The 23,598-nt window shown below is 58.7% G+C and carries 31 protein-coding genes and 1 tRNA gene; 17 read left to right on the plus strand and 15 right to left on the minus strand.

Annotation, left to right across the window (positions count from 1 at the left end; translation table 11 throughout):
• Nucleotides 1-31: 31 nt before the first annotated feature.
• Nucleotides 32-1,051 (minus strand): XdhC family protein, encoded by a 1,020-nt coding sequence (locus tag J5286_RS10415; protein WP_209190268.1) that lies wholly within the window; start codon nucleotides 1,049-1,051, stop codon nucleotides 32-34.
• Nucleotides 1,052-1,277: 226 nt separating this feature from the next.
• On the opposite strand from J5286_RS10415, the gene J5286_RS10420 reads away from it, so the two are divergent.
• The 7 genes from J5286_RS10420 (at nucleotide 1,278) to J5286_RS10450 (ending at nucleotide 5,720) form a co-directional block, all read left to right on the plus strand.
• Complete coding sequence (locus J5286_RS10420; protein WP_209190269.1) at nucleotides 1,278-1,877, plus strand: TetR/AcrR family transcriptional regulator; 600 nt, start codon at nucleotides 1,278-1,280, stop codon at nucleotides 1,875-1,877.
• Nucleotides 1,878-1,916: 39 nt separating this feature from the next.
• Nucleotides 1,917-2,573: a nucleotidyltransferase family protein gene (locus J5286_RS10425; RefSeq protein ID WP_209190270.1), complete on the plus strand. Its 657-nt coding sequence runs from the start codon at nucleotides 1,917-1,919 to the stop codon at nucleotides 2,571-2,573.
• Nucleotides 2,574-2,787: 214 nt separating this feature from the next.
• Nucleotides 2,788-3,168, plus strand: a complete 381-nt coding sequence (locus J5286_RS10430) for a hypothetical protein (protein WP_209190271.1) — start codon at nucleotides 2,788-2,790, stop codon at nucleotides 3,166-3,168.
• Nucleotides 3,169-3,189: 21 nt separating this feature from the next.
• Nucleotides 3,190-3,873, plus strand: a complete 684-nt coding sequence (locus J5286_RS10435) for an MgtC/SapB family protein (RefSeq protein ID WP_209190315.1) — start codon at nucleotides 3,190-3,192, stop codon at nucleotides 3,871-3,873.
• 129 nt (nucleotides 3,874-4,002) lie between these two features.
• Complete coding sequence (locus J5286_RS10440) at nucleotides 4,003-4,260, plus strand: DUF982 domain-containing protein (protein ID WP_209190272.1); 258 nt, start codon at nucleotides 4,003-4,005, stop codon at nucleotides 4,258-4,260.
• A 187-nt stretch (nucleotides 4,261-4,447) separates the two neighbouring features.
• Entirely contained in the window at nucleotides 4,448-4,786 is a 339-nt protein-coding gene (locus tag J5286_RS10445; RefSeq protein ID WP_247749721.1) for a PAS domain-containing protein, read from the plus strand.
• Between the two features lie 196 nt (nucleotides 4,787-4,982).
• Complete coding sequence (locus tag J5286_RS10450) at nucleotides 4,983-5,720, plus strand: Crp/Fnr family transcriptional regulator (RefSeq protein WP_449090055.1); 738 nt, start codon at nucleotides 4,983-4,985, stop codon at nucleotides 5,718-5,720.
• Here J5286_RS10450 and J5286_RS10455 read toward each other — a convergent pair.
• The 3 genes from J5286_RS10455 to J5286_RS10465 form a co-directional block, all read right to left on the minus strand.
• Nucleotides 5,704-5,943, minus strand: a complete 240-nt coding sequence (locus J5286_RS10455; protein WP_209190275.1) for a DUF6894 family protein — start codon at nucleotides 5,941-5,943, stop codon at nucleotides 5,704-5,706. The genes J5286_RS10450 and J5286_RS10455 overlap by 17 nt on opposite strands.
• 21 nt (nucleotides 5,944-5,964) lie before the next feature.
• Nucleotides 5,965-6,666, minus strand: coding sequence for a Crp/Fnr family transcriptional regulator (locus J5286_RS10460; RefSeq protein WP_348529253.1), 702 nt, complete (start codon nucleotides 6,664-6,666; stop codon nucleotides 5,965-5,967).
• A gap of 122 nt (nucleotides 6,667-6,788) precedes the next feature.
• Nucleotides 6,789-7,178 carry a response regulator gene (locus J5286_RS10465; RefSeq protein ID WP_209190277.1) on the minus strand — a complete coding sequence of 130 codons (390 nt, stop codon included), beginning with the start codon at nucleotides 7,176-7,178 and terminating at the stop codon, nucleotides 6,789-6,791.
• Nucleotides 7,179-7,372: 194 nt separating this feature from the next.
• Between J5286_RS10465 and J5286_RS10470 the strand changes: the two genes are divergently transcribed.
• Both J5286_RS10470 and J5286_RS10475 read left to right on the plus strand, forming a co-directional pair.
• Nucleotides 7,373-7,876 (plus strand): sigma-70 family RNA polymerase sigma factor, encoded by a 504-nt coding sequence (locus tag J5286_RS10470; protein ID WP_209190278.1) that lies wholly within the window; start codon nucleotides 7,373-7,375, stop codon nucleotides 7,874-7,876.
• Between the two features lie 38 nt (nucleotides 7,877-7,914).
• Nucleotides 7,915-8,295 (plus strand): GFA family protein, encoded by a 381-nt coding sequence (locus J5286_RS10475; RefSeq protein WP_209190279.1) that lies wholly within the window; start codon nucleotides 7,915-7,917, stop codon nucleotides 8,293-8,295.
• Nucleotides 8,296-8,402: 107 nt separating this feature from the next.
• Here the strand turns inward: J5286_RS10475 and J5286_RS10480 are convergent, their stop codons facing one another.
• Complete coding sequence (locus J5286_RS10480) at nucleotides 8,403-8,702, minus strand: hypothetical protein (protein ID WP_209190280.1); 300 nt, start codon at nucleotides 8,700-8,702, stop codon at nucleotides 8,403-8,405.
• 116 nt (nucleotides 8,703-8,818) lie between these two features.
• Here J5286_RS10480 and J5286_RS10485 point away from each other — a divergent pair, with 116 nt between their 5' ends.
• From J5286_RS10485 to J5286_RS10505, 5 genes are all read left to right on the plus strand, one after another.
• The gene (locus tag J5286_RS10485; RefSeq protein ID WP_209190281.1) at nucleotides 8,819-9,262 is read left to right on the plus strand and encodes a pyridoxamine 5'-phosphate oxidase family protein; all 444 of its coding nucleotides are present in this window, start codon (nucleotides 8,819-8,821) and stop codon (nucleotides 9,260-9,262) included.
• Nucleotides 9,263-9,373: 111 nt separating this feature from the next.
• Nucleotides 9,374-10,054: a hypothetical protein gene (locus J5286_RS10490; RefSeq protein ID WP_209190282.1), complete on the plus strand. Its 681-nt coding sequence runs from the start codon at nucleotides 9,374-9,376 to the stop codon at nucleotides 10,052-10,054.
• Between the two features lie 15 nt (nucleotides 10,055-10,069).
• The gene (locus J5286_RS10495; protein WP_209190283.1) at nucleotides 10,070-10,252 is read left to right on the plus strand and encodes a hypothetical protein; all 183 of its coding nucleotides are present in this window, start codon (nucleotides 10,070-10,072) and stop codon (nucleotides 10,250-10,252) included.
• Between the two features lie 239 nt (nucleotides 10,253-10,491).
• Nucleotides 10,492-11,211 carry a Crp/Fnr family transcriptional regulator gene (locus J5286_RS10500; protein WP_245205692.1) on the plus strand — a complete coding sequence of 240 codons (720 nt, stop codon included), beginning with the start codon at nucleotides 10,492-10,494 and terminating at the stop codon, nucleotides 11,209-11,211.
• Nucleotides 11,201-11,530: a DUF6894 family protein gene (locus tag J5286_RS10505; RefSeq protein ID WP_245205694.1), complete on the plus strand. Its 330-nt coding sequence runs from the start codon at nucleotides 11,201-11,203 to the stop codon at nucleotides 11,528-11,530. The genes J5286_RS10500 and J5286_RS10505 overlap by 11 nt, the downstream gene beginning before the upstream one ends.
• 341 nt (nucleotides 11,531-11,871) lie before the next feature.
• Here the strand turns inward: J5286_RS10505 and J5286_RS10510 are convergent, their stop codons facing one another.
• The gene (locus tag J5286_RS10510) at nucleotides 11,872-12,585 is read right to left on the minus strand and encodes a Crp/Fnr family transcriptional regulator (RefSeq protein ID WP_209190284.1); all 714 of its coding nucleotides are present in this window, start codon (nucleotides 12,583-12,585) and stop codon (nucleotides 11,872-11,874) included.
• Between the two features lie 238 nt (nucleotides 12,586-12,823).
• Here J5286_RS10510 and J5286_RS10515 point away from each other — a divergent pair, with 238 nt between their 5' ends.
• Entirely contained in the window at nucleotides 12,824-13,183 is a 360-nt protein-coding gene (locus J5286_RS10515) for an oxidoreductase (protein WP_209190285.1), read from the plus strand.
• 88 nt (nucleotides 13,184-13,271) lie between these two features.
• Here the strand turns inward: J5286_RS10515 and J5286_RS10520 are convergent, their stop codons facing one another.
• The 4 genes from J5286_RS10520 to J5286_RS10535 form a co-directional block, all read right to left on the minus strand.
• The gene (locus J5286_RS10520; RefSeq protein ID WP_209190286.1) at nucleotides 13,272-15,392 is read right to left on the minus strand and encodes an ATP-binding protein; all 2,121 of its coding nucleotides are present in this window, start codon (nucleotides 15,390-15,392) and stop codon (nucleotides 13,272-13,274) included.
• Nucleotides 15,385-16,875: an ATPase domain-containing protein gene (locus J5286_RS10525; RefSeq protein WP_209190317.1), complete on the minus strand. Its 1,491-nt coding sequence runs from the start codon at nucleotides 16,873-16,875 to the stop codon at nucleotides 15,385-15,387. Before J5286_RS10525 ends, J5286_RS10520 begins: the two co-directional genes overlap by 8 nt.
• A gap of 263 nt (nucleotides 16,876-17,138) precedes the next feature.
• Entirely contained in the window at nucleotides 17,139-17,378 is a 240-nt protein-coding gene (locus J5286_RS10530) for a DUF982 domain-containing protein (protein ID WP_209190287.1), read from the minus strand.
• 217 nt (nucleotides 17,379-17,595) lie between these two features.
• Nucleotides 17,596-17,883 carry a PRC-barrel domain-containing protein gene (locus tag J5286_RS10535; RefSeq protein WP_209190288.1) on the minus strand — a complete coding sequence of 96 codons (288 nt, stop codon included), beginning with the start codon at nucleotides 17,881-17,883 and terminating at the stop codon, nucleotides 17,596-17,598.
• Nucleotides 17,884-18,209: 326 nt separating this feature from the next.
• Here J5286_RS10535 and J5286_RS10540 point away from each other — a divergent pair, with 326 nt between their 5' ends.
• Nucleotides 18,210-19,073, plus strand: a complete 864-nt coding sequence (locus J5286_RS10540) for an SDR family oxidoreductase (protein ID WP_209190289.1) — start codon at nucleotides 18,210-18,212, stop codon at nucleotides 19,071-19,073.
• Nucleotides 19,074-19,115: 42 nt separating this feature from the next.
• On the opposite strand, the gene J5286_RS10545 is transcribed toward J5286_RS10540, so the two are convergent.
• The 4 genes from J5286_RS10545 to J5286_RS10560 all read right to left on the minus strand — a co-directional run bounded on the left by J5286_RS10545 (nucleotide 19,116) and on the right by J5286_RS10560 (nucleotide 22,667).
• The gene (locus J5286_RS10545; RefSeq protein ID WP_209190290.1) at nucleotides 19,116-20,351 is read right to left on the minus strand and encodes a DUF763 domain-containing protein; all 1,236 of its coding nucleotides are present in this window, start codon (nucleotides 20,349-20,351) and stop codon (nucleotides 19,116-19,118) included.
• A 198-nt stretch (nucleotides 20,352-20,549) separates the two neighbouring features.
• Nucleotides 20,550-21,893 (minus strand): PQQ-dependent sugar dehydrogenase, encoded by a 1,344-nt coding sequence (locus J5286_RS10550; protein WP_209190291.1) that lies wholly within the window; start codon nucleotides 21,891-21,893, stop codon nucleotides 20,550-20,552.
• A 1-nt stretch (nucleotide 21,894) separates the two neighbouring features.
• On the minus strand, nucleotides 21,895-22,338 hold the full coding sequence (locus J5286_RS10555) for a DUF2231 domain-containing protein (protein WP_209190292.1): 444 nt from the start codon (nucleotides 22,336-22,338) through the stop codon (nucleotides 21,895-21,897).
• 146 nt (nucleotides 22,339-22,484) lie between these two features.
• Nucleotides 22,485-22,667: a hypothetical protein gene (locus tag J5286_RS10560; RefSeq protein ID WP_209190293.1), complete on the minus strand. Its 183-nt coding sequence runs from the start codon at nucleotides 22,665-22,667 to the stop codon at nucleotides 22,485-22,487.
• A gap of 155 nt (nucleotides 22,668-22,822) precedes the next feature.
• Between J5286_RS10560 and J5286_RS10565 the strand changes: the two genes are divergently transcribed.
• Complete coding sequence (locus tag J5286_RS10565; protein ID WP_209190294.1) at nucleotides 22,823-23,182, plus strand: response regulator; 360 nt, start codon at nucleotides 22,823-22,825, stop codon at nucleotides 23,180-23,182.
• A gap of 318 nt (nucleotides 23,183-23,500) precedes the next feature.
• Here the strand turns inward: J5286_RS10565 and J5286_RS10570 are convergent.
• Nucleotides 23,501-23,577 (minus strand) — tRNA-Met (locus J5286_RS10570).
• Nucleotides 23,578-23,598 lie beyond the last annotated feature (21 nt).

Consider the following 23,598-nt stretch of genomic DNA (forward strand, 5'->3'; position numbering starts at 1 on the left):
GCAACGCGCCCGCCCACCGGACAAAATTCGGTCAAGCCCGCATCAATGCGGCTTGGCGACAAGCGGCAATATCCGCAACCACCGAAAGCGCCAGCGAATGGGCGTCACGGGCACGGCCGAACAGGCCGATCGGCGCCTTGATCCGGTCGATCGCCTCCTGCGAATGTCCCTGTTCTCGAAGCCGCTCCATCCTCTTTTCGTGGGTTCGACTGCTGCCCAAGGCACCCAAATAAAACGGCTGGCCACGCAAGGCGGCTTCGAGAATCGGCATTTCAAGGTCCAGATCGTGCTGTAGGAGCGCAACGGCAGTGTCCGCATCGATCAGCGTGTCGTCAGGTGGCTCGCCGGCGGCTGCATCATATTGAAGGACATCGTAACCTGCAGCCTGCGCCACCTTCGCGGCAATCTCGACCTCCAGCGTGCGGCCTGAAAGGAGAACTCGGACAGCAGGGTGGTAAAATGTCAGAAAAGCCTCACCATCCCAACCCGTGTCAGCCTTTCCTGAAACGACGGAAAGCGATTGGTTGCTCGGACTATAAGCCAAGCCAACATATCGCCGACAGCCCAGCCCTTCGATCACATCTCGGATCGGTCGAATGTCTCGCACAATGTGAACGGCAACGGTAACCCCGCCTCCACACGGCAAGACAATATCGAAGAACGGGGAACCCTCGCCCAGCATGACGAACCGATCACACCCTTGGGATATCGCCTGCAAGGCTTCGGCAGCAACTGCCGCCTCGGTACAGCCGCCGGAGACGTAACCGCAGTACAAGCCGTCATCGGCCACCACCATATGAGCGCCCAGAGCACGTGACGAACCGCCGCGAATTTCGACGAGCGTGCAGAACGCAACTTGTCGGCCCGCGAGCGTTGCCTTCACCGCGAAATCGAGAACCTCGACCGTAGAATCCGTCGAGAACGCTTTGGCCGGCGCGGGCGATATCTTCTCGCCGAAAGGTCGTTCGAGTTGTGGCTGTCGATCGTTTAGCCGCTCAGGGAACGCCTGTCGACCTTCTGGGTTACGATCCCCTCGGTGTGTCGATATCATAATCAAACGCTCCCACCGACCGCAGCGTGCCTAGCCTCAAACGTCGGGAACACTTGGAATTCGCGAACATCACAGGTTGACATAGCAACCCGTTCCACCAGTTTGGACATGACATCCATCCCAATCCTCACTAGAAATTGGATGGCACCCCGACACAAACGGAGGAGCCTCCGTTTATAGGTAGTGGCTGGCGAAGTTTCGTCAAGCCCCGTCGTGGGGTGGGAAATTGTTACCGAAAGAGGATGCATCGCAAGCGCAGGAACAGCCGCGGTTACGTGCCGATGCGCAACGCAATCGCGCCAAGCTGGTCGAGGTTGCCTCGCAAGCCTTTGCTGAACGCGGCGCGGATGTTTCGCTTGAAGAGATTGCCCGGCAGGCAGGCGTCGGCATCGGTACGCTTTATCGACACTTTCCCACCCGCGAACATCTCGTCGAGGCGGCCTATCGACATGAATTGGAGTTGCTCGCTGGCGCCGCTGCCGAGCTCTTAGCCGAAAAGGCACCCGATATTGCGCTCGATGAGTGGATGCACCGTTTCGTCAGCTACATGGCGGCAAAACGCGGCATGGCCAAAAGCCTGAAGCTCTTGTTCACCTCGAACGCCGCTCTCTTTACGGAGGGAACGACGCGCATGACTGCAGCGTTCGAAAAGCTTCTTCGTGCAGCGATCGAGGCGGGTACGGTGAAGGGCGATATCGTAGCGGGCGACGTTCTCTACACGCTGTTCGGCATCTACTCGATCCCGGACACGCCCGACTGGCGCGAACGGGCACACAGGATCGTTCGCCTGATCATGGACGGTTTGCGCATTCATTCAAAGGCCTGATGATCGGCAGGCGCGGGAGATACGATTGGAGCGTGCTGCATGACCAACGAACGGGACTTTCCAGAGCGACCACGCAGGCCTGGCATTTCAGTCGCTATCGTCATCCTTGCCGCTGGCAGATCGAGCCGGATGTCGCCTGATATCGGCCATAAGCTGCTCGCGAAATTTGACGGCATTCCGCTGGTGCGGCGTGTCGCCTTGCGAGCGACCGAAAGCAAGGCGGAGCATGTCTATGCGGTCACGGGCTTCCGTCACGAAGACATCGAGGATTGCCTTGCCAGCCTCGACGTCACGGTCGCCTTCAATCCGGCTTTTGCGTCCGGGATGGCAAGCTCTCTGGTCGCGGGCCTGAAAATCCCCGGAGTGATGGATCATGACGGAGCTCTGATCCTCCTGGCGGACATGCCGGCCATCACGGTAGAGAACCTGGATCGGTTGATCACGACGTTCGAACGCTCAGAAGGGCGTTCGATCATCCGCGCGAGCCACGCTGGCACTCCCGGCAATCCAGTAATCCTACCAAAGGCGCTCTATCCGCAAGCTTTGACGTTGCAGGGGGATCGCGGTGCCAAGGCGCTGATTGACACCTCTGACCTCGACATATTGGAAGTCGAGATTGGGGAAGCGGCGGTCATCGATGTCGATACGCGGGAAGACCTGCAGAGACAGGGCGGCGTTTCAAGCTCAATGCGATGACGACGTAGGCGGTCGAATCATTGCACCGCCAAAGCCCATCGGACCACAGGGCTCCGCGATAGATACGAGTAGCCTTCGACCTGCCCGGAAAGCATACTTCACACGGCACCTAGCAGATGGACAGTCTGGTGCCTCTTGGCTATCGCACGGACCGCCATTTGCTTTTGGCCTCGCTGCTCTACCTCCATCGGCAGAGACAGTGGAGGAAGTACCAGTGCGTAAGCCGATCATATTCTTTGCATTTGCCGTGTTCGCGATGCCCGCGGGAGCGATGGCGCAATCAAGCGAGCTCGAGGATACCTGCAAATCCGTTGCCAAGAGCTTCTTCATGTCCGATCAGCTCGCCATCGGCACAGTCCAGTCCTTTCCCGAGTTGAAGCCACCGGGTGTCCGCATGTCCTACTCGACGCGCCAGGGTACGGCGCCGGCCGAGATGACCGATATTTTCGAATGCGAATTCGATAAGGCGGACAAGCCGCACAACCTAGCGCGCTTCTGCGTATCCAGCACCTGTTATTCGCCGACCGTCGACGACGGTGATCGCAAGCGCCGCTTCGAGGAGATGCGTATTCTTCTCAGCCGCGCTGAAAAATAGGATCGCGCCGTGCTTGACCTGATGCCGACCACGCCCGACTGGCCGGAGATCGCTCTGCGTATCGGGGCGACACTGGTGGCCGGCATCTTGATTGGCGCAAACAGGGAACAAGGTGGTCACGCGGCCGGGCTGCGCACAACCACCCTTGTCGGGCTCGCGGCCTGCATCTCGATGATCCAGGCCAACATGCTGTTGGCCACGAGCCAAAGTGCCAACGGCTCGATGGATATCCTGCGCTTTCCGCTCGGAATATTGACGGGTGTCGGCTTCATCGGCGGCGGCGCAATTCTGCGTCGCGGCGACATCGCGACCGGGGTGACGACCGCGGCAACGCTCTGGGTGATAACAGCGATCGGGCTCTGCTTCGGAGGCGGGCAGATCGTCATCGGTTCAGCCGCCACGGCCCTCACCCTTCTCGTTCTCGCGCCGCTGAGACACATTCAGCGATGGATGTCGTGCGAAGAGAAGAGCTCAGTGACAATCAAGGTCCCGAAGGGCGCTCCCATCCCGGACATCCGAGCGGCATTGCCCCCAGATTCTACCGCCTGCTTCACCACGCTGCAGGAGATTGATGACAGCGACGCACTGATGTTCGAAATCCGGTGGACGTCCGGCCGTTCAGGTCGCGATGCGACCGCGATCGTCGATGGATTGAGGTCGCAATTTTCGGTCATCGGGTTTGAAAATCGCTCGACCATCAACTGACCGACAGCCCCACCGAGCCAACAATCGAGAAGGCCATCTCAACCGGGGAACACCGCCGCGCGGTCGTTGTTCGGTGTGGAGGCGACGAACGCCGTGAGGGACGATGGCGTCCCGGATTGGACGTGCAACATGACGATCAATGCCAAGCCCGTGGAAACTCACTGGGCAGCGCCTATCTCCGTGCGGATCGGCAACGGCCACTCCGAACTCATCCACGGTCCAGACGAGGCATTGCATTACTTCCGCCACCGCTGGCCACTGACGGATTCGCTTGTGCTCGATACAGCACGGCGCCGATGCCTCCAAGCTCGAGCCTCCGGCATGCCCTGCGAGGCAGCCAAAGAGGCAGTCATCGCCGCGGCGATCGAAGCGAACGTGCTTGCCTGACGCTAGTGCCTTGCCATAGCGCCATTCGCAACTCGCTAAATTCGCGATCGAGAATGTACGTTCCATGACCATCGCTGGCAAACCGCAGCGACTCGCACCAGTTATTCGCTGAACCACCCTTGGGTTGAGTGGCCGCTTACCGGGGTAACGAACTTGAAAGGCGCATAACACGATGAATTCTACTGAATTGACGGATGAACCCGGCATCTGGACGTGGTGCCTGGAAAGGAATGTTCTTTACGCAGATACTGCGTTGGCCGACCTCTTTGGTCTCGATGCCGATGAGACACTGGTCGGGCTGCCCGTTGACCGCTATGTCGACCGTATTCATCCCGACGACCGAGGCCGTGTCGCCAAGTCGATGTCGGACGCCGTCATTGGTGGCATGCCATACTTTGAGGAGTATCGAGTGGAGGATGGTTTTGGCGAAACACGACACGTCGTCGCGCTCGGCCGATGCTTCCGCGACAGATCCGGAAACCCTGTTCACTATGCAGGCATAACCTATCCGCTCGATGCGCTCTGAGCCCAGCCCGACAACCAGCGCCAAAGCCGTTCCCAGCCAATTACATGACAGCGCAAATTCCGTAGAAGCAAAGGCTTAGCTCTCACAGGCGCTCAATTGTCGAAACCGCACAGACGCGGTCGCCCTATGGAATAGCCAAGCCTTTCCCGCCTATTGTCAGCGCCGGGGCCGATAGATCGGCGACTCGGGGATGGCAATGGCAGGCTTTGAAATGACGGACATCAGGAACAGGATCTTACGCGCCCTTCCTGAAAACAGTCTGTCCGCCCTGATCCCCCATCTGCAACCAGTCGAACTGCCGTCGCGAAAGGTACTGGTGCAGACCAACGAGCGGCCCTTCCATGCTTATTTCATCGAAAGCGGCCTCGCCTCGATGATCGCGATGAGTGCCGACGGTGAAAGCGTCGAGGTTGGACATATAGGCTTCGAGGGCATGTCCGCCGCCCATATCGTACTTGGCGCCGACACAACGCCGAACCGGACCTTCATGCAGGTGGCAGGGCATGGTTATGCTCTGCCTATAGACTGTCTGCGGCAGGCTACCGACGCCGACGCGCTGCTGCTCGAACTGCTGCTGCGGTACAACCACTATGCCGCACTGCAACTCGCCAACTCCGCCTTGGCGAACGCCCGTTACAGCATTAACGAAAGGCTGTCGCGCTGGCTGCTTATGGTGCAAGATCGGCTGTTGCGCGATGATCTCCCGCTCACCCATGAGTTCTTGGCGCTTATGCTCGGCGTGCGACGGTCCGGCATCACCAACGAACTGCACATCCTCGAGGGCATACATGCGATAAGGGCGACCCGTGGGAATGTCCGCATTCTCGACCGGCGGAAGCTGGAGACCATCGCCGCCGGCAGTTACGGTACGCCGGAAGCAATCTATGAGGACCTGTTTCGCAAGCCGTTGAATGGAACTATTCGGCCTCGCTGATCGCCTGACGAAAAGGCAGCGTCAGTACGACGCCACCGCGGGCATCGCGCACTTCGATTGATCGCGACGAGATATCCCGTCCCTGGCGGATGGCATGCGCCATCAGATCTCGCGCACAGGCAACCGCTTCCTCTTTCGCAGCCGACAAATCGGCGCAGTCCGTACCCTCCAGATCTTCGATCCGGCTTCCATGGCCGACGACATGAAAATAGTAGATAGGCATCAGCGTCGTCCGATCTGGCTGCTACATGACTGGCTCGTCGACGGCGACGAGGCGCGCATATTCGCGCTCCGGCAACCCGTAACAGTCGCCGGCAATCTGCATAAGCTTTTGTCGGTCGAGGATGCGGATATTGCCGCGCGTGGCCTTGATCGCGTGAATGCCTTCGGCGATGTGCAACTGGTCTGTTACGCCCGAGCGCCTGACGCCGAGCATCAGTGCCAGGAATTCGTGCGTCAGCGGAAGATCGTCGGAATCGACCCGGTCATGAGACATCAGCAGCCAGCGCGCTAAGCGCGCCGGCACGTCATAGCGGGCGTTTGCGAGAGCCGATTGAGCGACCTGGATCGACAGATACTGCATGAACCGCAGAAAAAGATCGCGGGCGTCGTCGTTGACCGCGAGAGCCTTGTTGAAAGCCGAGACGGGAATTCGGATTCCTTCGCCACCGACCTGCATGTAGGTGCTGGTTGGTGTGCGGTCAGCCTTGAGTATCACATGCCCGCCAGCCATCGCCTCACGCCCGAGATGCCCGACCTCGACGCTCTGACCGCTTTCGCTGTTGGCCACCACAGATGCGATGCCGGATTCGACGAAATACACGAATTCGGTTCGGCGGTTGGGCGCGATCAGGGAATGGCGCACGGGCAGATTCATACGCTCCATATGGGGCTGTAACGTTCCGGAGGCCGCTTCTGGAAGGCGCTTGAGAAGATGATTGGTCACCTTCAAGCGATCGATCGTCATGAACGACATGCCGTCTCCTCCGCAAACTTTTCGACTAAGTTCAACCGATGACGGCCGCCAAAGTTCCCGCGTATTCGTGAGGCGGCGAATGCAATTCCAAACTAGCGAACGGTCGCTGGTTCTGCGAGACCACATGCTCGCGAGATCGCAGTCGCAAGCATTCTTTCGTCGGCCGGCTTTGTAAGCCACTCACACGCCTTGAGCACGTCGCTGTCCGCGTCGAGATCCAGCGAGCGGCCGGAGTAGATGACTGTCGGGATATTTGAACCCGCAAGAGCCTGGATGAGGTCATCTGCGATCTCACCCTTCAGATGGTAATCAATGATTGCAATGTCGGGTATCACGCACCGAAGCCAAGACATTGTGGGACCGACCTCGGAAAAAGCGACGACCTCGTCATATCCAAGCTCCTGCAGCGTCTCCTCAAGCTCAAGCACGATGAACAGTTCGTCCTCGACGATTAACGCGGTCTTGTTTTCTTGCGCGTTCATCGGGATGAAATGTAGCGCCCCTCGGCCTTTGCAATTGCGACAGGCTTGAGCGTACGGTTCCGCACACTTAGTCTATGGACGGAAGAGACGTCCTCCCCGCCAATGCCCCCGTGCCATGTCGAAACCGTACAGAGCGTCGGAAGAACGGAACAAAGCTGCATTGGCACGCTTCCTCATCCATTGGAGGACGCGCTATGATTTCTCGACAAACGACGAATTCCTTTGAAGAGGATGTCGTCGACCTCATCCCTGCCCTGAATTCTTTTGCCAGAACATTTCACCGCAGCCAGAGCGATGTAGACGATCTCGTTCAGGAAACGCTGACCAGAGCGCTCGGCAACATCGACAAATTTCGGCCCGGTTCCAACCTCAAATCCTGGCTTTTTACAATCATGCGAAATCTGTTCTGCACGCGTTTTCGCGTCAGCAAGCGTGAGATGGTCGGATTGGAAGAGTGCGTCTCAGACGCCGGCAGCGTTGCTGCCGATCAAGAGTGGCGACTACGCGGCCATGAACTGGAACGCGCGTGCGGTGGCCTCAAGGAGCCATTCAGGTCCGCTTTCGAGTTCGTCTTCATCGATGGAGGCACCTATGAACAGGCTGCCGAGCACTTTCATTGCGCGGCGGGGACCGTCAAAAGCCGCGTCAACCGCGCACGCCAGCGCATCGCTGACGAGTGCGGAGAGTTGGTTGCATAGCCAATCGGGGTGCAGGCAAAGTCAAGGAGGTTACAGGCATGACTTTTTTGGGAGGCTGCCTCTGTGGCGCGGTACGGTACCAGGCTGATGGCGAACCCTTTCGTATAGGAATTTGTCATTGCGCGGACTGCCGGAAAGAAAGCGGATCTTCATTCACCTCCTTCGCCCATTGGCGTCGCGATGCGTTCACCTATTCCGGTGAGATATCGACATTCGCAGGTCGGAGCTTTTGCCCGCGCTGCGGAGGACGCCTATTTTGCCTAAACGATGATGACGTCGAGATTCGTTTTGGATCGCTGGACAACGCCCCAAGCGGACTGACTCCCGAAATGGAAGTGTGGACGAAACGGCGAGAGAATTGGTTGCCGCCTCTTCCTGGGACGCAGCAATATGAAGAGGATGCTCTCCCAAAACGTTGACCGCAGAGCCCGCGCGCACGCTCTTCGCCGTGGCGATGTGCTGGCGCGGGCAAAGCTACTGCAAAGCTTTTTGGCATCGTTACCTGCGTTGGTGTGCCTCCATAACCCTAGGGGTTGGGGCTGCGATCAGTCGCCTGCGGGGGGCGGCCACTACCATCAGCCGCGTTGTTGTCGAAGGCGCCGGGTCCCGATGGCTGAGAATTGATCGGATCCTGCTTGGTTGACGCCGTCGGGTTGGTGTCGGTGTCCTGACGCTCACCCCACATTTCAACGCCACCCCATGCAAGCAGCGCAAGGACGAGACTGCAGACCAGCACCATCAAGACCGGCCTGCCATAGCTGCCCTGTCTGGCCTCGGTTGCGGTTTCGGTCACCTTTTCGCTCTGTCTGTTTTCAAATTGGGTCATTGCTGATCTCCTCGTTGCCCACAGACACAACGTCGGTCTGCGCAAAAGGTTTGCTGCGTATCGGAACAATCGGGTCTCGTGGACGATATCCCGCACACGAAAACGGGAGATCAGCCATGTCCACGATGACTTTCGAAGACCTCGCATCCAAGATCAGGAAGATCGACTTCTGCATGCTATCGACCCAGAGCGGGTCGGGTAAAATTTCCAGCCGCCCGATGAGCAACAATGGCGACGTGGAGTACGACGGCGTTTCCTGGTTCTTCTCTTATGAGGACACTCGCAAGATCAGCGAGATCAACGGCATCGATGATGTCTCTCTTACCTTCACGGAGCCTCCGAGCCTTCTGGGCAAGCCGGGCATCTTCATCGCGATCCAAGGAATGGCGTCGATCGTCAGGGATAAGGAGGTCTTCGAAGCGCATTGGGTTTCCGGTCTCGGCCGCTGGTTCCCTGATGGCACCCAAACGCCCGGCCTCGTCCTGATAAAGGTGTCGGCGTCGTCCGTATATTATTGGGATGGCGAGCAGAATGGCCAGGTCGACATACCGCGCGGGTAGACTCCCCCCGGAAGCCGCGCTCCCCAGAGCCAAACTGAGTCAACTTCCAGCAACACACGGAACATTGGTGCCCCATGCGAGTTGCCCGAATATCAATGGATGGAGGAAACCATGGCCAACCTTTACAACGAAAACACGAGCGACGCCTCGCACGGCATCGCGAAAAGCACCCTCACCGCATTCTTTGGCACCCGATCCGACGCAGAAAGTGCTGTCGAGCGTCTCAACGATGCGGGCGTCGCAAATGCCCGCCTCATGGCCGGCTACGAAGCTGATGCCGAGAAAGCCAATGTCGCGGCAGACGATCGCGGCGGTTTCTTCGATGCGCTGAAGGACTGGTTCTTTCCTGACGAGGACCGCTCCATGTATGCGGAAGGCCTTCGCCGGGGTGGCTTCCTGGTATCGGCCTCGGTCGACGATGCGACATACGAAACCGCCCATGACATTCTGGACGAGCATGGCGCCATCGACATGGACGAGCGCGCCGACCTATGGAGAGAAGACGGCTGGACAGCGAGCCAAGTCACGGCGGCCCCGAGCTTTACCGGCGAGCCAGGTCTCAATGAGGCAGAGGCAGCCACGCAAGCAGCAGGCGTAGGCACCTACGCGCGCAGCACCCATGAAACCTCGCCCCGCGTTCGCGCCTACGAACTGGATCAGGAACTGCCCGACGACATTCGCGACGACGTTTTGCCTACGGGCCATCAACGCGACGTCGCTGAGGGTGAGAAGTCTCCCGAAGAGCGTGAAATGGGCGGGCTCCGGTTGGACCAGCCCATTCCTCGGGTTTGATCGAGGGAGTGCGTCATGGACAAGGACAAGAAGGCGCAACGCGAGATCGAGGAAACGGACAGAAAGCCTGCAAAACCTCAGGATCACCCGGCCGCCGGTCCGCATGCACAAGATCATCTCACCGACGAGACGAAGACCCCAGGGACAGGTTCGTTGCCCGAAAAGGACGAGGCCAGCGTCTCGCCGGGCAGTGGTTGAAACTGATGCAGTGTCTGCTGGTCCCTGCCGGCGATCATAGGCGCCGCACTTTGGCGTTTTGTGGAAACACGGTGTGTCCCGAGTGTAGCTCAATAAAAGCGAGTAACCGTCGACCTTCACGCGTGACACTAGCGAGCATTTTCCTCCCTTCGACCTTGTCGTCCGAATTGTCCTGACAATTTGATAGTGCGGTGCGTCAGAGCCGTGACGCGCATCGACAGGCGGAGTTGATCGAACGAATGCAAAAAGCACAGATGTCAAACCGGATTCTGCGATCCTTGAGCGACCAGGATTTTAAGCTTCTGGCACCATATCTGGAAGAAGTTGAAATGCCTTCCCGATTTCCAATCGCTCGCCCTGACACCTTGCTTGAGTACGTCTACTTTCCCAATAGTGGTATCGGCGCCGTAATGAGCGTGCTCCCCGACGGGAAGAAGGCGGAGGCCGGTATGTTTGGCAGCGAAGGGTTTGTGCCGACATCAACGGTCATTGGCGACAGGGTGGTGCCATACCTCATAGAAATGCAGGTTGCTGGCCGCGGATATCGTATCGCCGTGGACAGGATGCGCGAGGCGACTGAACAAAGCGCCACGCTTCAAATCCCGTTCATCAAGTTCATGCACGTTTTCGCCGTGCAGGTCTCTTACACCGCGCTCGCCAACGCCAAATTTCGTGTCGAGAAGCGGTTGGCTCGCTGGATACTCATGTGCCACGACCGGGTGAAAGCAGACGTCCTTGAGATCACGCACGAATACATCGCCTTTCTCCTCGGCATCCGTCGACCGAGTGTGACGACAGCGCTTCACATTCTCGAAGGCCACAAACTTATTCGTTCGAACCGCGGAACGATCATCGTCATTAACCGCAGGGGTCTGGAGCGATTTGCGGCCGGTTGTTATGGGCTGCCTGAACGCGAGTTCGAGCGCTTGCTCGGCGCCGGTACGAAGAATGAGCTTTAGAGAGTCCCATAAGCGGCTGATGCCGTTTACTTTCCATGGAACCGCTGACCGCCAGCCTTCGTTTCGTCCGCTTATGGAGGACAAAATGCTTTTCTATTTCAATGTCCGTTCAGACGAGAGTTTCGATGCCGACGACGAAGGGATTGACCTTCCATCGCTCGAAGCAGCGAGGCGAGAAGCAACGAAATCCGCGCGCGAAATGGTCGCCGAACTTATTTTGTATGATCAGCGTATAGATGGGATGCGATTTGAGATTACCGACGAAAAGGGAAACGTTCTCAGTACAGTTCCATTCCGAGACGTCATCAAATTTGACTAAGTCCTCAGGTGACCGACCGTAACGTCATACCTGATCAACGGCATCGTCGTCGTTTGGAGGCGGAGCGGCCTCGCGCGCAGCTCGAAGGCGCTCTGTCTTCAGGCGCCGCGCTTCCGCCTCGGCCTTGATTGCAGCCAGTGCGTTCTCCGAGGTTGCTTCACGTCGTCTCTGCCGCTCCTCAGCACTGATGGACTCGCGCCGGCGAAGCTGTGGGCTCTCTGCTTTTTGCATGCGGCCAAGAATATAGGGCGATGAACGGAAGGCAATCGATCGTCTGCCAGCGTACAGAACGGCATAGGACGTCAGCCAACGTCGGCTGCATGCCCGTCCGATCTGCCGCGCTAGAATTTTCCAATGAGGCGCCGATACTCTTCCTCGGGCCTGCCATAGGAATCGCCGGCAAACTCCTCCAACCCACGTCTGTCGCGAATGGTGATGAGACCTCGTTCGGAGCGGATGAATTTCTCTCCCTCAAGAACGTGCAGAGCAGTCGTGACACTCGGGCGCCTGACACCGAGCATCAGGGAAATGAAGTCATGGGTTAGCGCTATCTCGTCACCATCGACGCGGTCATGTGACATGAGAAGCCATCGGGCAAGCCGTATGTCGATCTGGTAGTTGACGTTCGACAGCACCGTGTAGGAGATCTGCGATGCAAACGTCTGGATGAACCTCGCAAGGAGGTTTGCGAAGTTGGGATAGGACGCGATTGCTTCGAGCGTTGCGTCCAACGTCATCCTGTAGCCCCAACCGGCGACCTGCATCAGCACCTCGTGGACACTCACAGTCCCGCCGACGCCCGCTGATGTAGGAGAAAATCCTTCTCGCCCGAACATCCCCGCCTCCGCCTGATTTCCATCCGAAGACACGGTGATGACTGAACCGATACCGCTACACAAAAAATAGACGTAGTCGATGGGCCCGTTCGCGTTGACGATGACGTGACCCTGTCGAAGGTCGATCATTTCCAGACTGCCAAGGATAGCTTGAAATTCTGCGTTAGGCAGGCGAGCCAACAGCCGGTTGTGCATGGTTGATTGGTCAGAGGCGAACATGAGACTTCGATGATACCGGATGAGGCATGCGAACATTCCTCACACGCTGAAATATGTCGGCTGTATAACATCCTGCCGTTCTTGATGTTCTTGGGTACGCTGGCAGACATTTCTGCATCAGATGCATTGCGGGGTAGCGTGGGTACCTCGCGCTTAGACAGACTTTGTCCCTCTCGCGGGAACTACTACCTCTTCTCCAAGTTGGGTTCGGGTAAGCAATCAAATGGAGGAAATCCCGATGCTCACGAAAATTCTCGCGGTCTCATTTCTGTCGATTGGCTTGGCGACATCCGCCATGGCCCAGTCATCCGGAGGATCGGGAAGTGGCGGTACCGGCTCTGGAGGCTCTGGCGCCTCAAGCGGCACCGGCACCGGCGTAACAGGCGGCACGAACGGTGCCGGCTCGAATAGCGGCAACGGCGGCAGCGGTCAGAACACTGGCAATGGAATGAACAACGACACCAACATGAATGGCCAGAATTCCGGCGCATCCGGGGGCGACGCCAATGACTGCGCAAGACGCAGTGCTGGCGGAACGACCAATCCATCGACCACCAACAATGCAACCGGCACCGACCCGGCAAATACCTGCAAGTAGATGAGGCGTTCGGTCGCCCGGCTGGCAACACGGCTACCAGGGCCTGCAGAAGCGGGCCCTGTGGTCTCTGATTATGTGCCCTAAGCAGCTACGCTTGCTCGACCCCTTGGGCAGGGTTCACCATCTCACTGATCTTCGATGCAAGCGCTTCAACAGCGAAGGGCTTACCGATCATAGCCATGTTGGCTCCCAGGAAGCTTGCCTTGGTGGCAGCGTTTTCCGCATATCCGGTGACGAAGAGAACCGGCAGATCCGGCCTATGCTGACGCGCAACGTCGGCAAGCTGCCTGCCGTTCATGCCTGGCAGGCCAACATCCGAAACCATAAGATCGATTTTCCCCGTCGCAGTCAGTGTGCGAAGCGCGGCATCGGCGTCCTCGGCCTCAAGAACACGATATGACAGGTCGGTGAGTACCTCGCATATCAACAGACGAACAGCGTCGTCGTCTTCGACGACGAGCACGGTCTGGCCGCTGCCCTCCGAAGGGCTTTCGGCATCGCCTTGCTCTTCTTGCGTCTCAGCGCCCAATGCAGCCGGCAGATAAAGCTTGATCGACGTGCCTCGTCCGGGGGAACTGTCAATGCGGACCTGACCGCCCGACTGCTGCGCGAAGCCGTAAATCATTGACAAGCCCAAACCGGTGCCCTGCCCGATCGGCTTTGTCGTGAAAAAAGGATCGAAGACCTTCTCCAGAATTTCCGGGGGCATCCCCACGCCGGTATCGTCTACGGCGATCATCACGTAGTTCCCCGCGTCAAGCCCACCGGCTTCCGATGCCGCGACCCGGCATTGCTCCGCGGTGATCGTAAGACGCCCGCCATCAGGCATGGCGTCGCGCGCGTTGACCGCAAGGTTCAGCAGAGCGCTTTCAAGCTGATTGGCGTCCGCCATGGCATATCCCACGTCAGCCGTGACTTTCAGCTCTATTGCGATGGTTTCAGGAAGGGTTCGTTCCAGGAGTTCCTTCGTAGCGAGGAGCTGAGCTGCCACGTCAAGCGACGTTGCGTCGAGAGTCTGCCGGCGCGAGAAGGCAAGAAGTCTGGCAATGAGCGCAGCGGCCCTGTGCGCCGACTCCGTGGCGGCATCCATGAAGCGCCCAACCTCCTCGACGCGACCGGAAGCGATGCGGCGCTTGGCGAGATTGATACCGCCGATAATACCGGTCAGCATATTGTTGAAATCGTGAGCGATCCCGCCAGTCAACTGGCCAATCGCTTCCATCTTCTGCGCCTGGCGAAGCGCTTCCTCGGCCCGGCTGCGCGCCCCCATCTCCTCCTCGAGTTCCGCGGTGCGCTGCGCGACACGCGCCTCGAGATTTCGGTTGAGATCATCGAGCGCCTCACGCTCGAGACGCAATGCAGCCTCCGACCTAGTTAGCGCCTCCTGCGTCCGCTTGCGTTCACTGATGTCGATGGCCGTGCCGACGAACCGAACGGCCTTGCCGTCAACGAAAATTGTACCGCCTTTCGCCGCGATCCAGCGTTCGACACCGTCTTCTATGCCGATCGTCCGGTAGTCGATCTCATATTCTCCTGAACCGCCGGGCCGCAGCGCATCCTTGACGGCTTGGTCTGACCTCTCGCGGTCGTCGGGGTGTAGTCCGGCCAAAAAGCCCGCTTCGTAGGAAACCTGTCGATCGGAGAGAATTCCGAACATCGCCCGGCAGCGCTTGTCCCATCTCAGCTCACCGGTGATGAGGTCGAAATCCCAAGTGCCGACACCAGCGGCACTGGTGGCAAGGCGTAGCCGGGTTTCGCTCTCGTCCAGTTCCGCCAGGCGGTCACGCATCTGAAACTGCTTGGAGCGCAATCGCATTGCAGATGCCACGGCACTGAAAAGCGAGGCCCTTCCAAGCGGCCGTTCCAGAACCACGCTATTGCTTGCGAGATCAAACAGCGCCAACTGCGACAGACGCCCGTTCGGCGTTCGGCTGGTGCGAGGCGCTGCCAGAAGCACGAAAGGAACATCTGACCACGAAGGCTGAGCGTCCAGCGCCGACCTGAGCTTATCGACATCCTTGACGAGGGCTTCTTCCGTGAGGAGGATTGCGCCAATACTCTCGTCGATCGCGTTGGCCACCTCGGCGATATCGCGACAGACGACGACGTCGTAGTCTTCCTGTCGTAAAAGCGTCGCGACGCTATCGGCATCGCGCCCAAACGGAGCACTGACGAGAATTCGGCGACCTTCTCGCAGTCGCTCAGCCATCACGTTCGCGATCTTCCATCAGCGGGGCTCGCGCGCCCATGTATTCGGGTGTCCCCGTCAGAATTCCCCTGAACTGCGCAAGCGGCTCGCCAACCCTGATGCCGCCACTATCAATGCGCAGTTCGCGAATGGTGTCCTCATGCATTCCGCTGCGGTTCTTCAACACGGATATTGCTTTTCTGACACGCCCTTCCGCCTCAAAGAAGCGAAGCAACACCACGGTATCCGCAATGTAGGACACATTCAGGTTGGTCGACATGCTTCCAACGAGACCGTTCTGCGGGTTGATCAGGAAAGTCACGACGCCTTTCTGGCTGAGATAGGACAGCAGTTCGTGCATCTGCAAGATCAGGTGCTGCTCCTGCGGCATGGCGGCCATGTAGCCGTTCAGGCTGTCGATCACCACCACCCGCGCGCCCCTCGCCTCCACTTCACTGCGAACGCGGGTCGCAAACTCGCCGGGAGAAATCTCCGCCGGGTCGACCTGCTCGACAACGAGCAGACCGCTATCCATATGGGGCTGAAGGTCGAGGCTGAATGCCTTGGCACGGGCAAGCAGCGTTCCGATCCGTTCGTCGAATTCATAAACAATACAAGGCTCGCCGCGCTCACAGGCTGCGAAGAGATATTGCAGGGCGATCGTGGTCTTGCCGCAGCCGGCCGGCCCGGTCAGAAGCGTACTGGTTCCCCGTCGCGGACCACCGCCCAAAAGACGGTCCAACTCGACCACGCCGCTCGCCGTCACTTCTCCGGAAAAATCCGCGTGATGGGCGGCGGCGATGAGGCGCGGATAGATTTCGAGCCCACCTTTCTTAATGGTGAAGTCGTGGTATCCGGCGGTGAAATCGACGCCACGCAGCTTCTGCACCTGCATGCGGCGGCGGGCGGCGCCGAAATCCAACGTCAGACGTTCGAGGGTGATGACACCATGACAGAGACTATGGAGGTGAGCATCCCGCTCTTCCGCGTTGCCGGTCATGTCGTCAATCAGAAGCACGGTCGTGTCGCGTCCCGAGAAAAACTGCTTCAATGCAAGAACCTGCCGGCGATAGCGCAGCGGGTCTTGTGCCAACAGGCGCATTTCGGAGAGGCTGTCGAACACCACCCGTTTCGGCTTGACCCGTTCGACTTCATCCTGGATCAACCGGATCGTCTCGGTCAGCTCCATCTCCCATGGATGCAGGATGGATTGTTCGCGTCCTTCGCCGAAAATGTCCGACGCCGAATTGAATTCAAAGACGTCGAACTCCTTTATGTCCCACCCATGGGAGTTCGCGACGGCGGACAATTCCTCCTCCGTTTCCGACAGCGTGATATAGAGCGCTCGCTCACCCTGACGGACGCCTTCTCGCAAAAACTGAAGCGCCAGCGTGGTCTTCCCCGAACCTGGCGCTCCTTCAACAAGGTAAAGGCGCCGTGACGGCAATCCACCCTTCAGGATGATATCAAGGCCTTTGTTTCCGGAAGAAAGAGTTGCTGGCAAGGTGTGTTCCTGGAAGTTCGTCGCCAAGGGGCGTTTGTCTTTGGGAAATATGAAGGAGTCGGCGGAAGGCAAGGACAGCCAAGCACAAGTCGCGTCAGGTTTGAGCTGACGACGATTTAAAGAATGGCTGGCCGCCCGTATGCTCCACGAGTATAACGAGCCGCAGTCGTCCGCCGAATTTTGTACGGTAGCGCACAGATGAAACATTTTCAGTTGGAAGCCCGCCAAGCAGCGGCTCCTAATGTACCCGACGAAAATGAATGTCAGTGCACACGCAACTTGGCCGCTTCCACCGCAGCTAAAAACTTGGTGCGAGCGACATCGCCGTCGATGCGGCCTGCCACTGCAGCACGGCACGCGTTTCGAGCCTCGATAAATGACGCGCTGGTGCGCTCTGGCCAGCCATCCGTCAGATGGATCATAGCTTCAAAGGGACCTGCTACAGTCTCCCGGCTTACCCCATTCACGATGATAACTGGATTTCCCCACTTGGTGATCGGCATGTTTCCCTCCCTGCAGATGCAAAGAAACATCGCTCCCCGCGGAAGGTTCCAGCGCGCGCTGGTTCTGTCATTACCGTACAAACTTTGCCCGGCATTAGCAGGCTAAGCTTCGCTTGTGACCGACGACGGTAGCGAATGTGGATCGCACCAAGGCAGGCCACGCGGGGATCAAAAAATAGGCCATGAAAAGGCCCGGCATTGAACCGGGCCAGCCTTCTCAATCGCGATGCTCGGGCATCGCCTTTAGCTGATCTTTCGTCCAGCTTGTCACCGCGTGGACATCGCCATCTTCGTCGCGCATCCAGTCGAGGTCCGAAAACGGAACGGCTACCGGCTTCGCACCGATCCCGAGAAAACCGCCGACATCGATAACGACCGAGTTCGTTCCGTGGATGTGATCCACGGAGCCGACCTTGTGGTCGTCAGCGCCATAGACGGTCGCTCCTTGAAGATTTTCGGCCGTCAACTCGGCAGCGCTGAGACGCACGTGATTTGTATGATTCATTAGCATTCTCCTTTGCTACGAAACCTAACTTCGCCACCGCAGCTTTGTTCCTTGCGTCCCTCGGCCCGGTACCTCGTAGGCGAAATCGCAGCTTGGACAGGTGGGATGCTCGCCTGGCGTTTCGTTGCCCGCAGCGAGAAACCGGAAAAACCGCTGCGTTCACCATCCCTGTCGCGTCCGGTTGACACAAGCGCGATCTCCAAATGCAAACTTAGAGTTCGGAGACAGGTTCCATCACGACCAAAGTCGCCGGCGTGAAAATGGTCGTTATGAGGAACTGTTGTCGCTCGCGGAGGTTTGGTTCCCAACAGCGACAGGAGGCAATCATGAGCGATGACCGCAGACCAGCACCGCCCTACCCCGAACAGCGACAACAGCCACCCGGCAGCACGGCACAGATGCAGCCCATTCCCGACCACGGTGAGCGTTCCTACCGCGGTAACGGAAGGCTCGATGGAAAGGTCGCCCTAATCACGGGGGCGGATTCGGGCATCGGCAAGGCAGTGGCGATAGCGTTTGCCCGTGAGGGTGCCGATATCGTGATTTCCTTCCTCGACGAAACAGAGGATGCCGAGGATACGGCAAAGTGGGTCCGCGACGCAGGCCGGCAGGCGGTCGTCGTCCCAGGCGATATCACGTCGGAAGATCACTGCAAGGATCTCGTCCAGCACACTGTGCGAGAACTTGGCGCCATCGACGTCCTTGTGAACAACGCCGCGTTTCAGCGGACCTACGCCGATATCGGGGACATCACTGACGAGGAATGGGACCGGACGTTTCGGACCAATATTTACGCGCCATTCTTCTTGTCGAAGGCCGCCATTCCTTACATGCGCTCAGGCAGTTCGATCATAAACACGACATCAATCCAGTCTCGACAACCGTCGGCACACCTGCTTGCCTACGCGTCAACCAAGGGCGCCATTTCAAATTTCACCGCTGGACTAGCGGAAATGGTCGCCGAGAAAGGCATTCGGGTCAACGCCGTGGCGCCGGGGCCAATCTGGACGCCGCTGATTCCATCCACGATGCCACCGGAGAAGACCACCAAGTTCGGCGAGCAAACACTGATCGGCCGCGCCGGTCAGCCGGCGGAATTGGCGGGCGCCTATGTGCTCCTGGCATCTGAGCTCGGGAGCTACATGACCGGCGCGGTCATTCCAGTGACCGGCGGCGAGATCATGATCTAGCATCAAGAGCACTTTGAGAATGACCAGCCAAGATGCGACCGGTCATTCCTCCCAGCCGAACACGCTGCGGCCGCCGAAGCTCGCGCTATCTCGGAATTCGCCCGCGATGATCTCCTTGAGATCAGGCCCCGTGACATAACGCTCAAGCTGCCGCGCCTGGATATCCAGGCGTTGCAGGGCTGCAAGTTCTTCCTCGCGCCCAAGTCGCCCCTTCGCAACGGCTGATCTCATGACGCTGATAGTTTCGTCATAGACCTTCAGCGGCACCGGAAACGGATGCCGGTCCTTGCCGCCATGAGCGATCGAAAATCGCGCGGGATCTGAAAAACGACAGGGAGCGCCGTGGACCACTTCCGCCACCATCGCAAGCGCCCGGACCGTTCGCGCTCCCACGCCTGGGACCATCAGCAACTCCTGGAAGTCGACGGGACCGCGATCCGCCGCTGCCGCCAGGCTGCCATGCAGCCGCTTCATGTTAACATCCGTCTCGCGGACATCGTGATGAGCGGGCATGACCAGGTGTGGCAGCGACAGTTGTGTCGGTTCCGGCGCAGGTACTGCCTCGACTTTGCGGGCGAGCGCGGACGCTTCCCGAACAATTCTATCCGGTCCGAGCGAAGCAAGGATATCCAGTTGTCCACCGCGAGAACGCTCCGCGCGCTTGTCGGCGAGATTGATGATATCGCCCTGCGTTCGCCCCTCGATCGCGCTGTGCGGAGAATCGATGAAGCTTTCCAGCCCCTCGGAAAGCCAATGATACCGTCTCGCGTGGCGGGTCGCGTCGTTCATCCCCTGCTGCACGACAACCCACTTGCCGTCGTCGGCAACGATGAAGCCATGCAGGTAGAGATCAAATCCGTCCTGAACCGCAGCGCTATCAACCTTCGCCACGAGGCGGCTGACATTGGCGAGCCCGGCGCCATCGAGACCCACGCGATGCCCGACATCAACAAGTTCGTCCGGCGTTTTCCGCGAATGGGAGCCGCGGCCACCGCAGACATGGAGCCCAAGCTCCCTGGCCCGCGGTTTCAAACCGCGTTTTAGCGACCCCAGCACACTGGTCGTGATACCGGAAGAGTGCCAGTCCATGCCCATGACGGATCCAAACGACTGGAACCAGAACGGGTGAGATAGTCGGCGCAAGAACTCATCGCGGCCATAGTGGTGGATAATCGCTTCCGCGATAAGAACGCCAAGCTTGGTCATGCGCTCGCCCAGCCATGGGGGAACGCGTCCGCCGTGAAGCGGCAAGTCGGCGCTGCCTGATCGTTTTGACATCTCAACGATGTTTAGGCGCGGCCGGCCAAAAACACAACCGATCGCCCGCAAACTGGCCGTCTTCTGATCTCGAACAACGACCGTTCGATTTTCGGCCTCAGCCAGAAATAGACGCCGAGAACAGTCAGCGAATTGCTGGCCTCTGTCGCAATGCGTCGCCGCGCAATCACCGGCTTCTCACCGGCCGATCGTATCGGTTCACTGCGCGGTCACCCGCCAGATCGTGTTGCCGACGTCATCGGCGACCAATAACGCCCCCTTACCATCAACGCCAATGCCGACGGGTCGGCCTCGCGCCTGGTTTTGATCGCTAAGGAAACCGGTCACCACATCCTGCGGCGAGCCATCAGGCTTTCCATCCTTGAATGGCACGAATACGACCTTGTAGCCGTTGAAGGCATGCCTGTTCCAACTGCCGTGCTCGCCAATGAAAGCGCCGCCTCGATAGGTCTCGGGCAGATTGTTGGCGGTATAGAATGCCATGCCGAGCGGGGCGACGTGCGAGCTCAACGCATAGTCGGGGACGATCGCCTTTGCGACCAGATCCGGACGCTGCGGCATCACGCGCGGATCGACATTCTGCCCGTAATAGCTATATGGCCAGCCATAAAAGCCGCCATCCTTTACCGAGGTCATGTAGTCTGGCACGAGGTTCGGGCCGAGCTCGTCTCTTTCATTCACGACGGTCCAGAGCGCTTTCGTCTGCGGCTCCAGGCTCAATCCGTTAGGATTGCGCAGGCCGGCAGCAAAAATCCGGTGACGGCCCGATTGACGGTCGACCTCCCAGATCGCGGCTCGGTTCTTCTCCGCTTCGATGCCGTTTTCCGTGATGTTGCTGTTGGAGCCTACGCCGACATAAAGCAGGTTACCGTCGTCGCTAGCCACGAGGCTCTTCGTCCAGTGATGGTCGATCGGGCCGCCCGGCAGCTCGGTGAGAACCGTGCCGGGGTCGCTGATTTTGGTATCGCCCTCGCGGTAGGGGTAACGGATAATTGCGTCAGTGTTGGCGACATAGAGATCGCCTCCGACCAGCGCCACGCCGAAAGGCGAACTCAGATGATCGAGAAACACCTCCCGCGTCTCAGCCACACCATCTCCATCGGCGTCGCGAAGTAACGTAATACGGTTGCTGGCCTCGCCTCCGCCACCGCCACCGCCACCTCCTGTCGCCAGGGATTGCACCCAGCCTACGATCAGGTCTTTGGGCCGTGTGATCGGCTCGCCCTTTGGCGCCGTGGATTCGACGGCCAGAATGTCGCCGTTTGGAAGCGTGTAGACGGAACGAGGATGTGAAAGCCCGGTGGCCAGAGCTTGGACCTTTAGCCCTGCTGCCACCTTCGGTGTCTCGCCATCTTTCCAGCCGACCACCTTCGCGACGTTCATCGGCGGCACGAAATATTCGGCCTGGGCCGGAAGTTTCGGGTTAGGGCCGATCTCCGTCGGCTCCGGCTCATTGTCACTGCACCCGGCTAGCGCCAGTAGTCCGGCGCTTGCGAACAGGCCGGCGGTGAATATGCGATATCGCTGAGACAGAAGCTTCATTTTACCATCCTCCCGCAGCGAGGCGTCGAACGCGCGCGCCCAGCACTGCAACGATCAGCACCAGCAAGACAGTCACCACAGAGAGAGCCAATCCGAGCGGCATCACTGATGTCCAGGCGTCACGGCTATGAACGAAGGAGTTGAAGATGGCGAGGCCAAACACGATGAGATTCCCGACAACATAGAGCCAACCCGCCGCAGTCCTCAGCGCAAGAAGACCCCGCGCCGCATCGATCATCCCTGCCAGCAATCCGACGGCACCAAGTACAGCCCCGGCAAGCAGGAGCCACGCGGAGAAGTTGGTCCACATCATCTGCATCGTTCGCCAATAGGCGATATCGGTGAGAAGCGCGCCGATGAAACAGGCAGCGGCGAAATGTAGGGGGATTGAGCGGAAGGAAGATTTGAATGCCCGCAGCGCGGGTGCAGGGACGGCATAGGTCATGGGCATTATCCGAAGAGACTGGCAACTCGGTGATCAACTGGTAATTGCGCTGATTGTTCCCCACGTTTACATTCGCCAAGGCTTCAGGGTCTGGCGCCGTTGCTGAAATCCTCAGGGCATCGAACGACAATCCGGATCACCCACGATTACAATTGCCTCTCTTGTTCTTGTGCCTGAATCCGCGCGACCCGCAGCCGTTCAGTCTTGGCATTCCGGCGCCGAGATTCTTCAGCGATCGTCTCGCGCGCAATTTTATCTGTCCGGGCGCGCGCTTCGATCTTTTGAGCCAGATTTGACGTTGCCCGACGTTTCACCGTGGTATCTGTCATGAGATTATTCTCCATTTCAGGCGGAGAACGTTTGAGACCACCAGATGTTACCGTCCGATAGCGTACAGAACAGCGCAACAGCTCGCGACACGGTAAAGTGCGATTGCCCGAACGGAGATCTCGGTCAACGTGGTGATTGGAGGGGAGCCGCAGCGATGAAGCTTGGAGATGTACTCGTCCTCGAAAACGAGCCTTTCATTGCGCTCGACATGGAAGACATGCTCAGGGGCTACGGCGCATCTTCAGTAACCTCTTTCGACACCCAAGCGGAGGCGTTGATATGGCTGGCGTCCAACAAGCCCCAAGTCGCGGTTGTCGATCCAAGATTGAACGACGGTCTCTGTATCGATGTCGTAGCAGCACTGTCCGACGCAAACGTGCCCTTCGTCGTCTATTCCGGCGCCGAAGTCGACGATGAGGCAAGGCACGCATTTGACAAAGGTATGTGGCTCGGAAAGCCGGCTGTTCCCGAGTTGCTTGAGGAGACATTGGCTCGGTTGCTCGCCACGGACTGAACGTTAAAGCCTCTGGACACGCCGAACTAACCAACCTTTCGAACCGGAGCGGATCCGACGAGCTTACCTCTCCCATTTTCTGTTGGTCGAACTCGATGAGGGACTCGGGCGGCAGTGTCGCTATTTTTATTACAGGATAAGTCTGCGAGCCGACAGGTCTCATGTTTATTGTGTTTTTGGAAGGGATTTTGGTTGCGTTGTCAGGCTTAGACCCTGCGGCCTTCAGGTTATGGTCCGCAGGACGAGGAGCTACCATCGCCAGGGAAGATGAAGTCTTCCCGCCAGCGATAGTGTTGAGGTTCTGGGGAGATAAGGATTTGGTTGCGGGGGCAGGATTTGAACCTGCGGCCTTCAGGTTATGAGCCTGACGAGCTACCGGGCTGCTCCACCCCGCGCCAGCGTAAATCCCTTTGGGA

Source organism: Rhizobium sp. 16-488-2b (assembly GCF_017741815.1).
Taxonomy (GTDB): domain Bacteria; phylum Pseudomonadota; class Alphaproteobacteria; order Rhizobiales; family Rhizobiaceae; genus Rhizobium.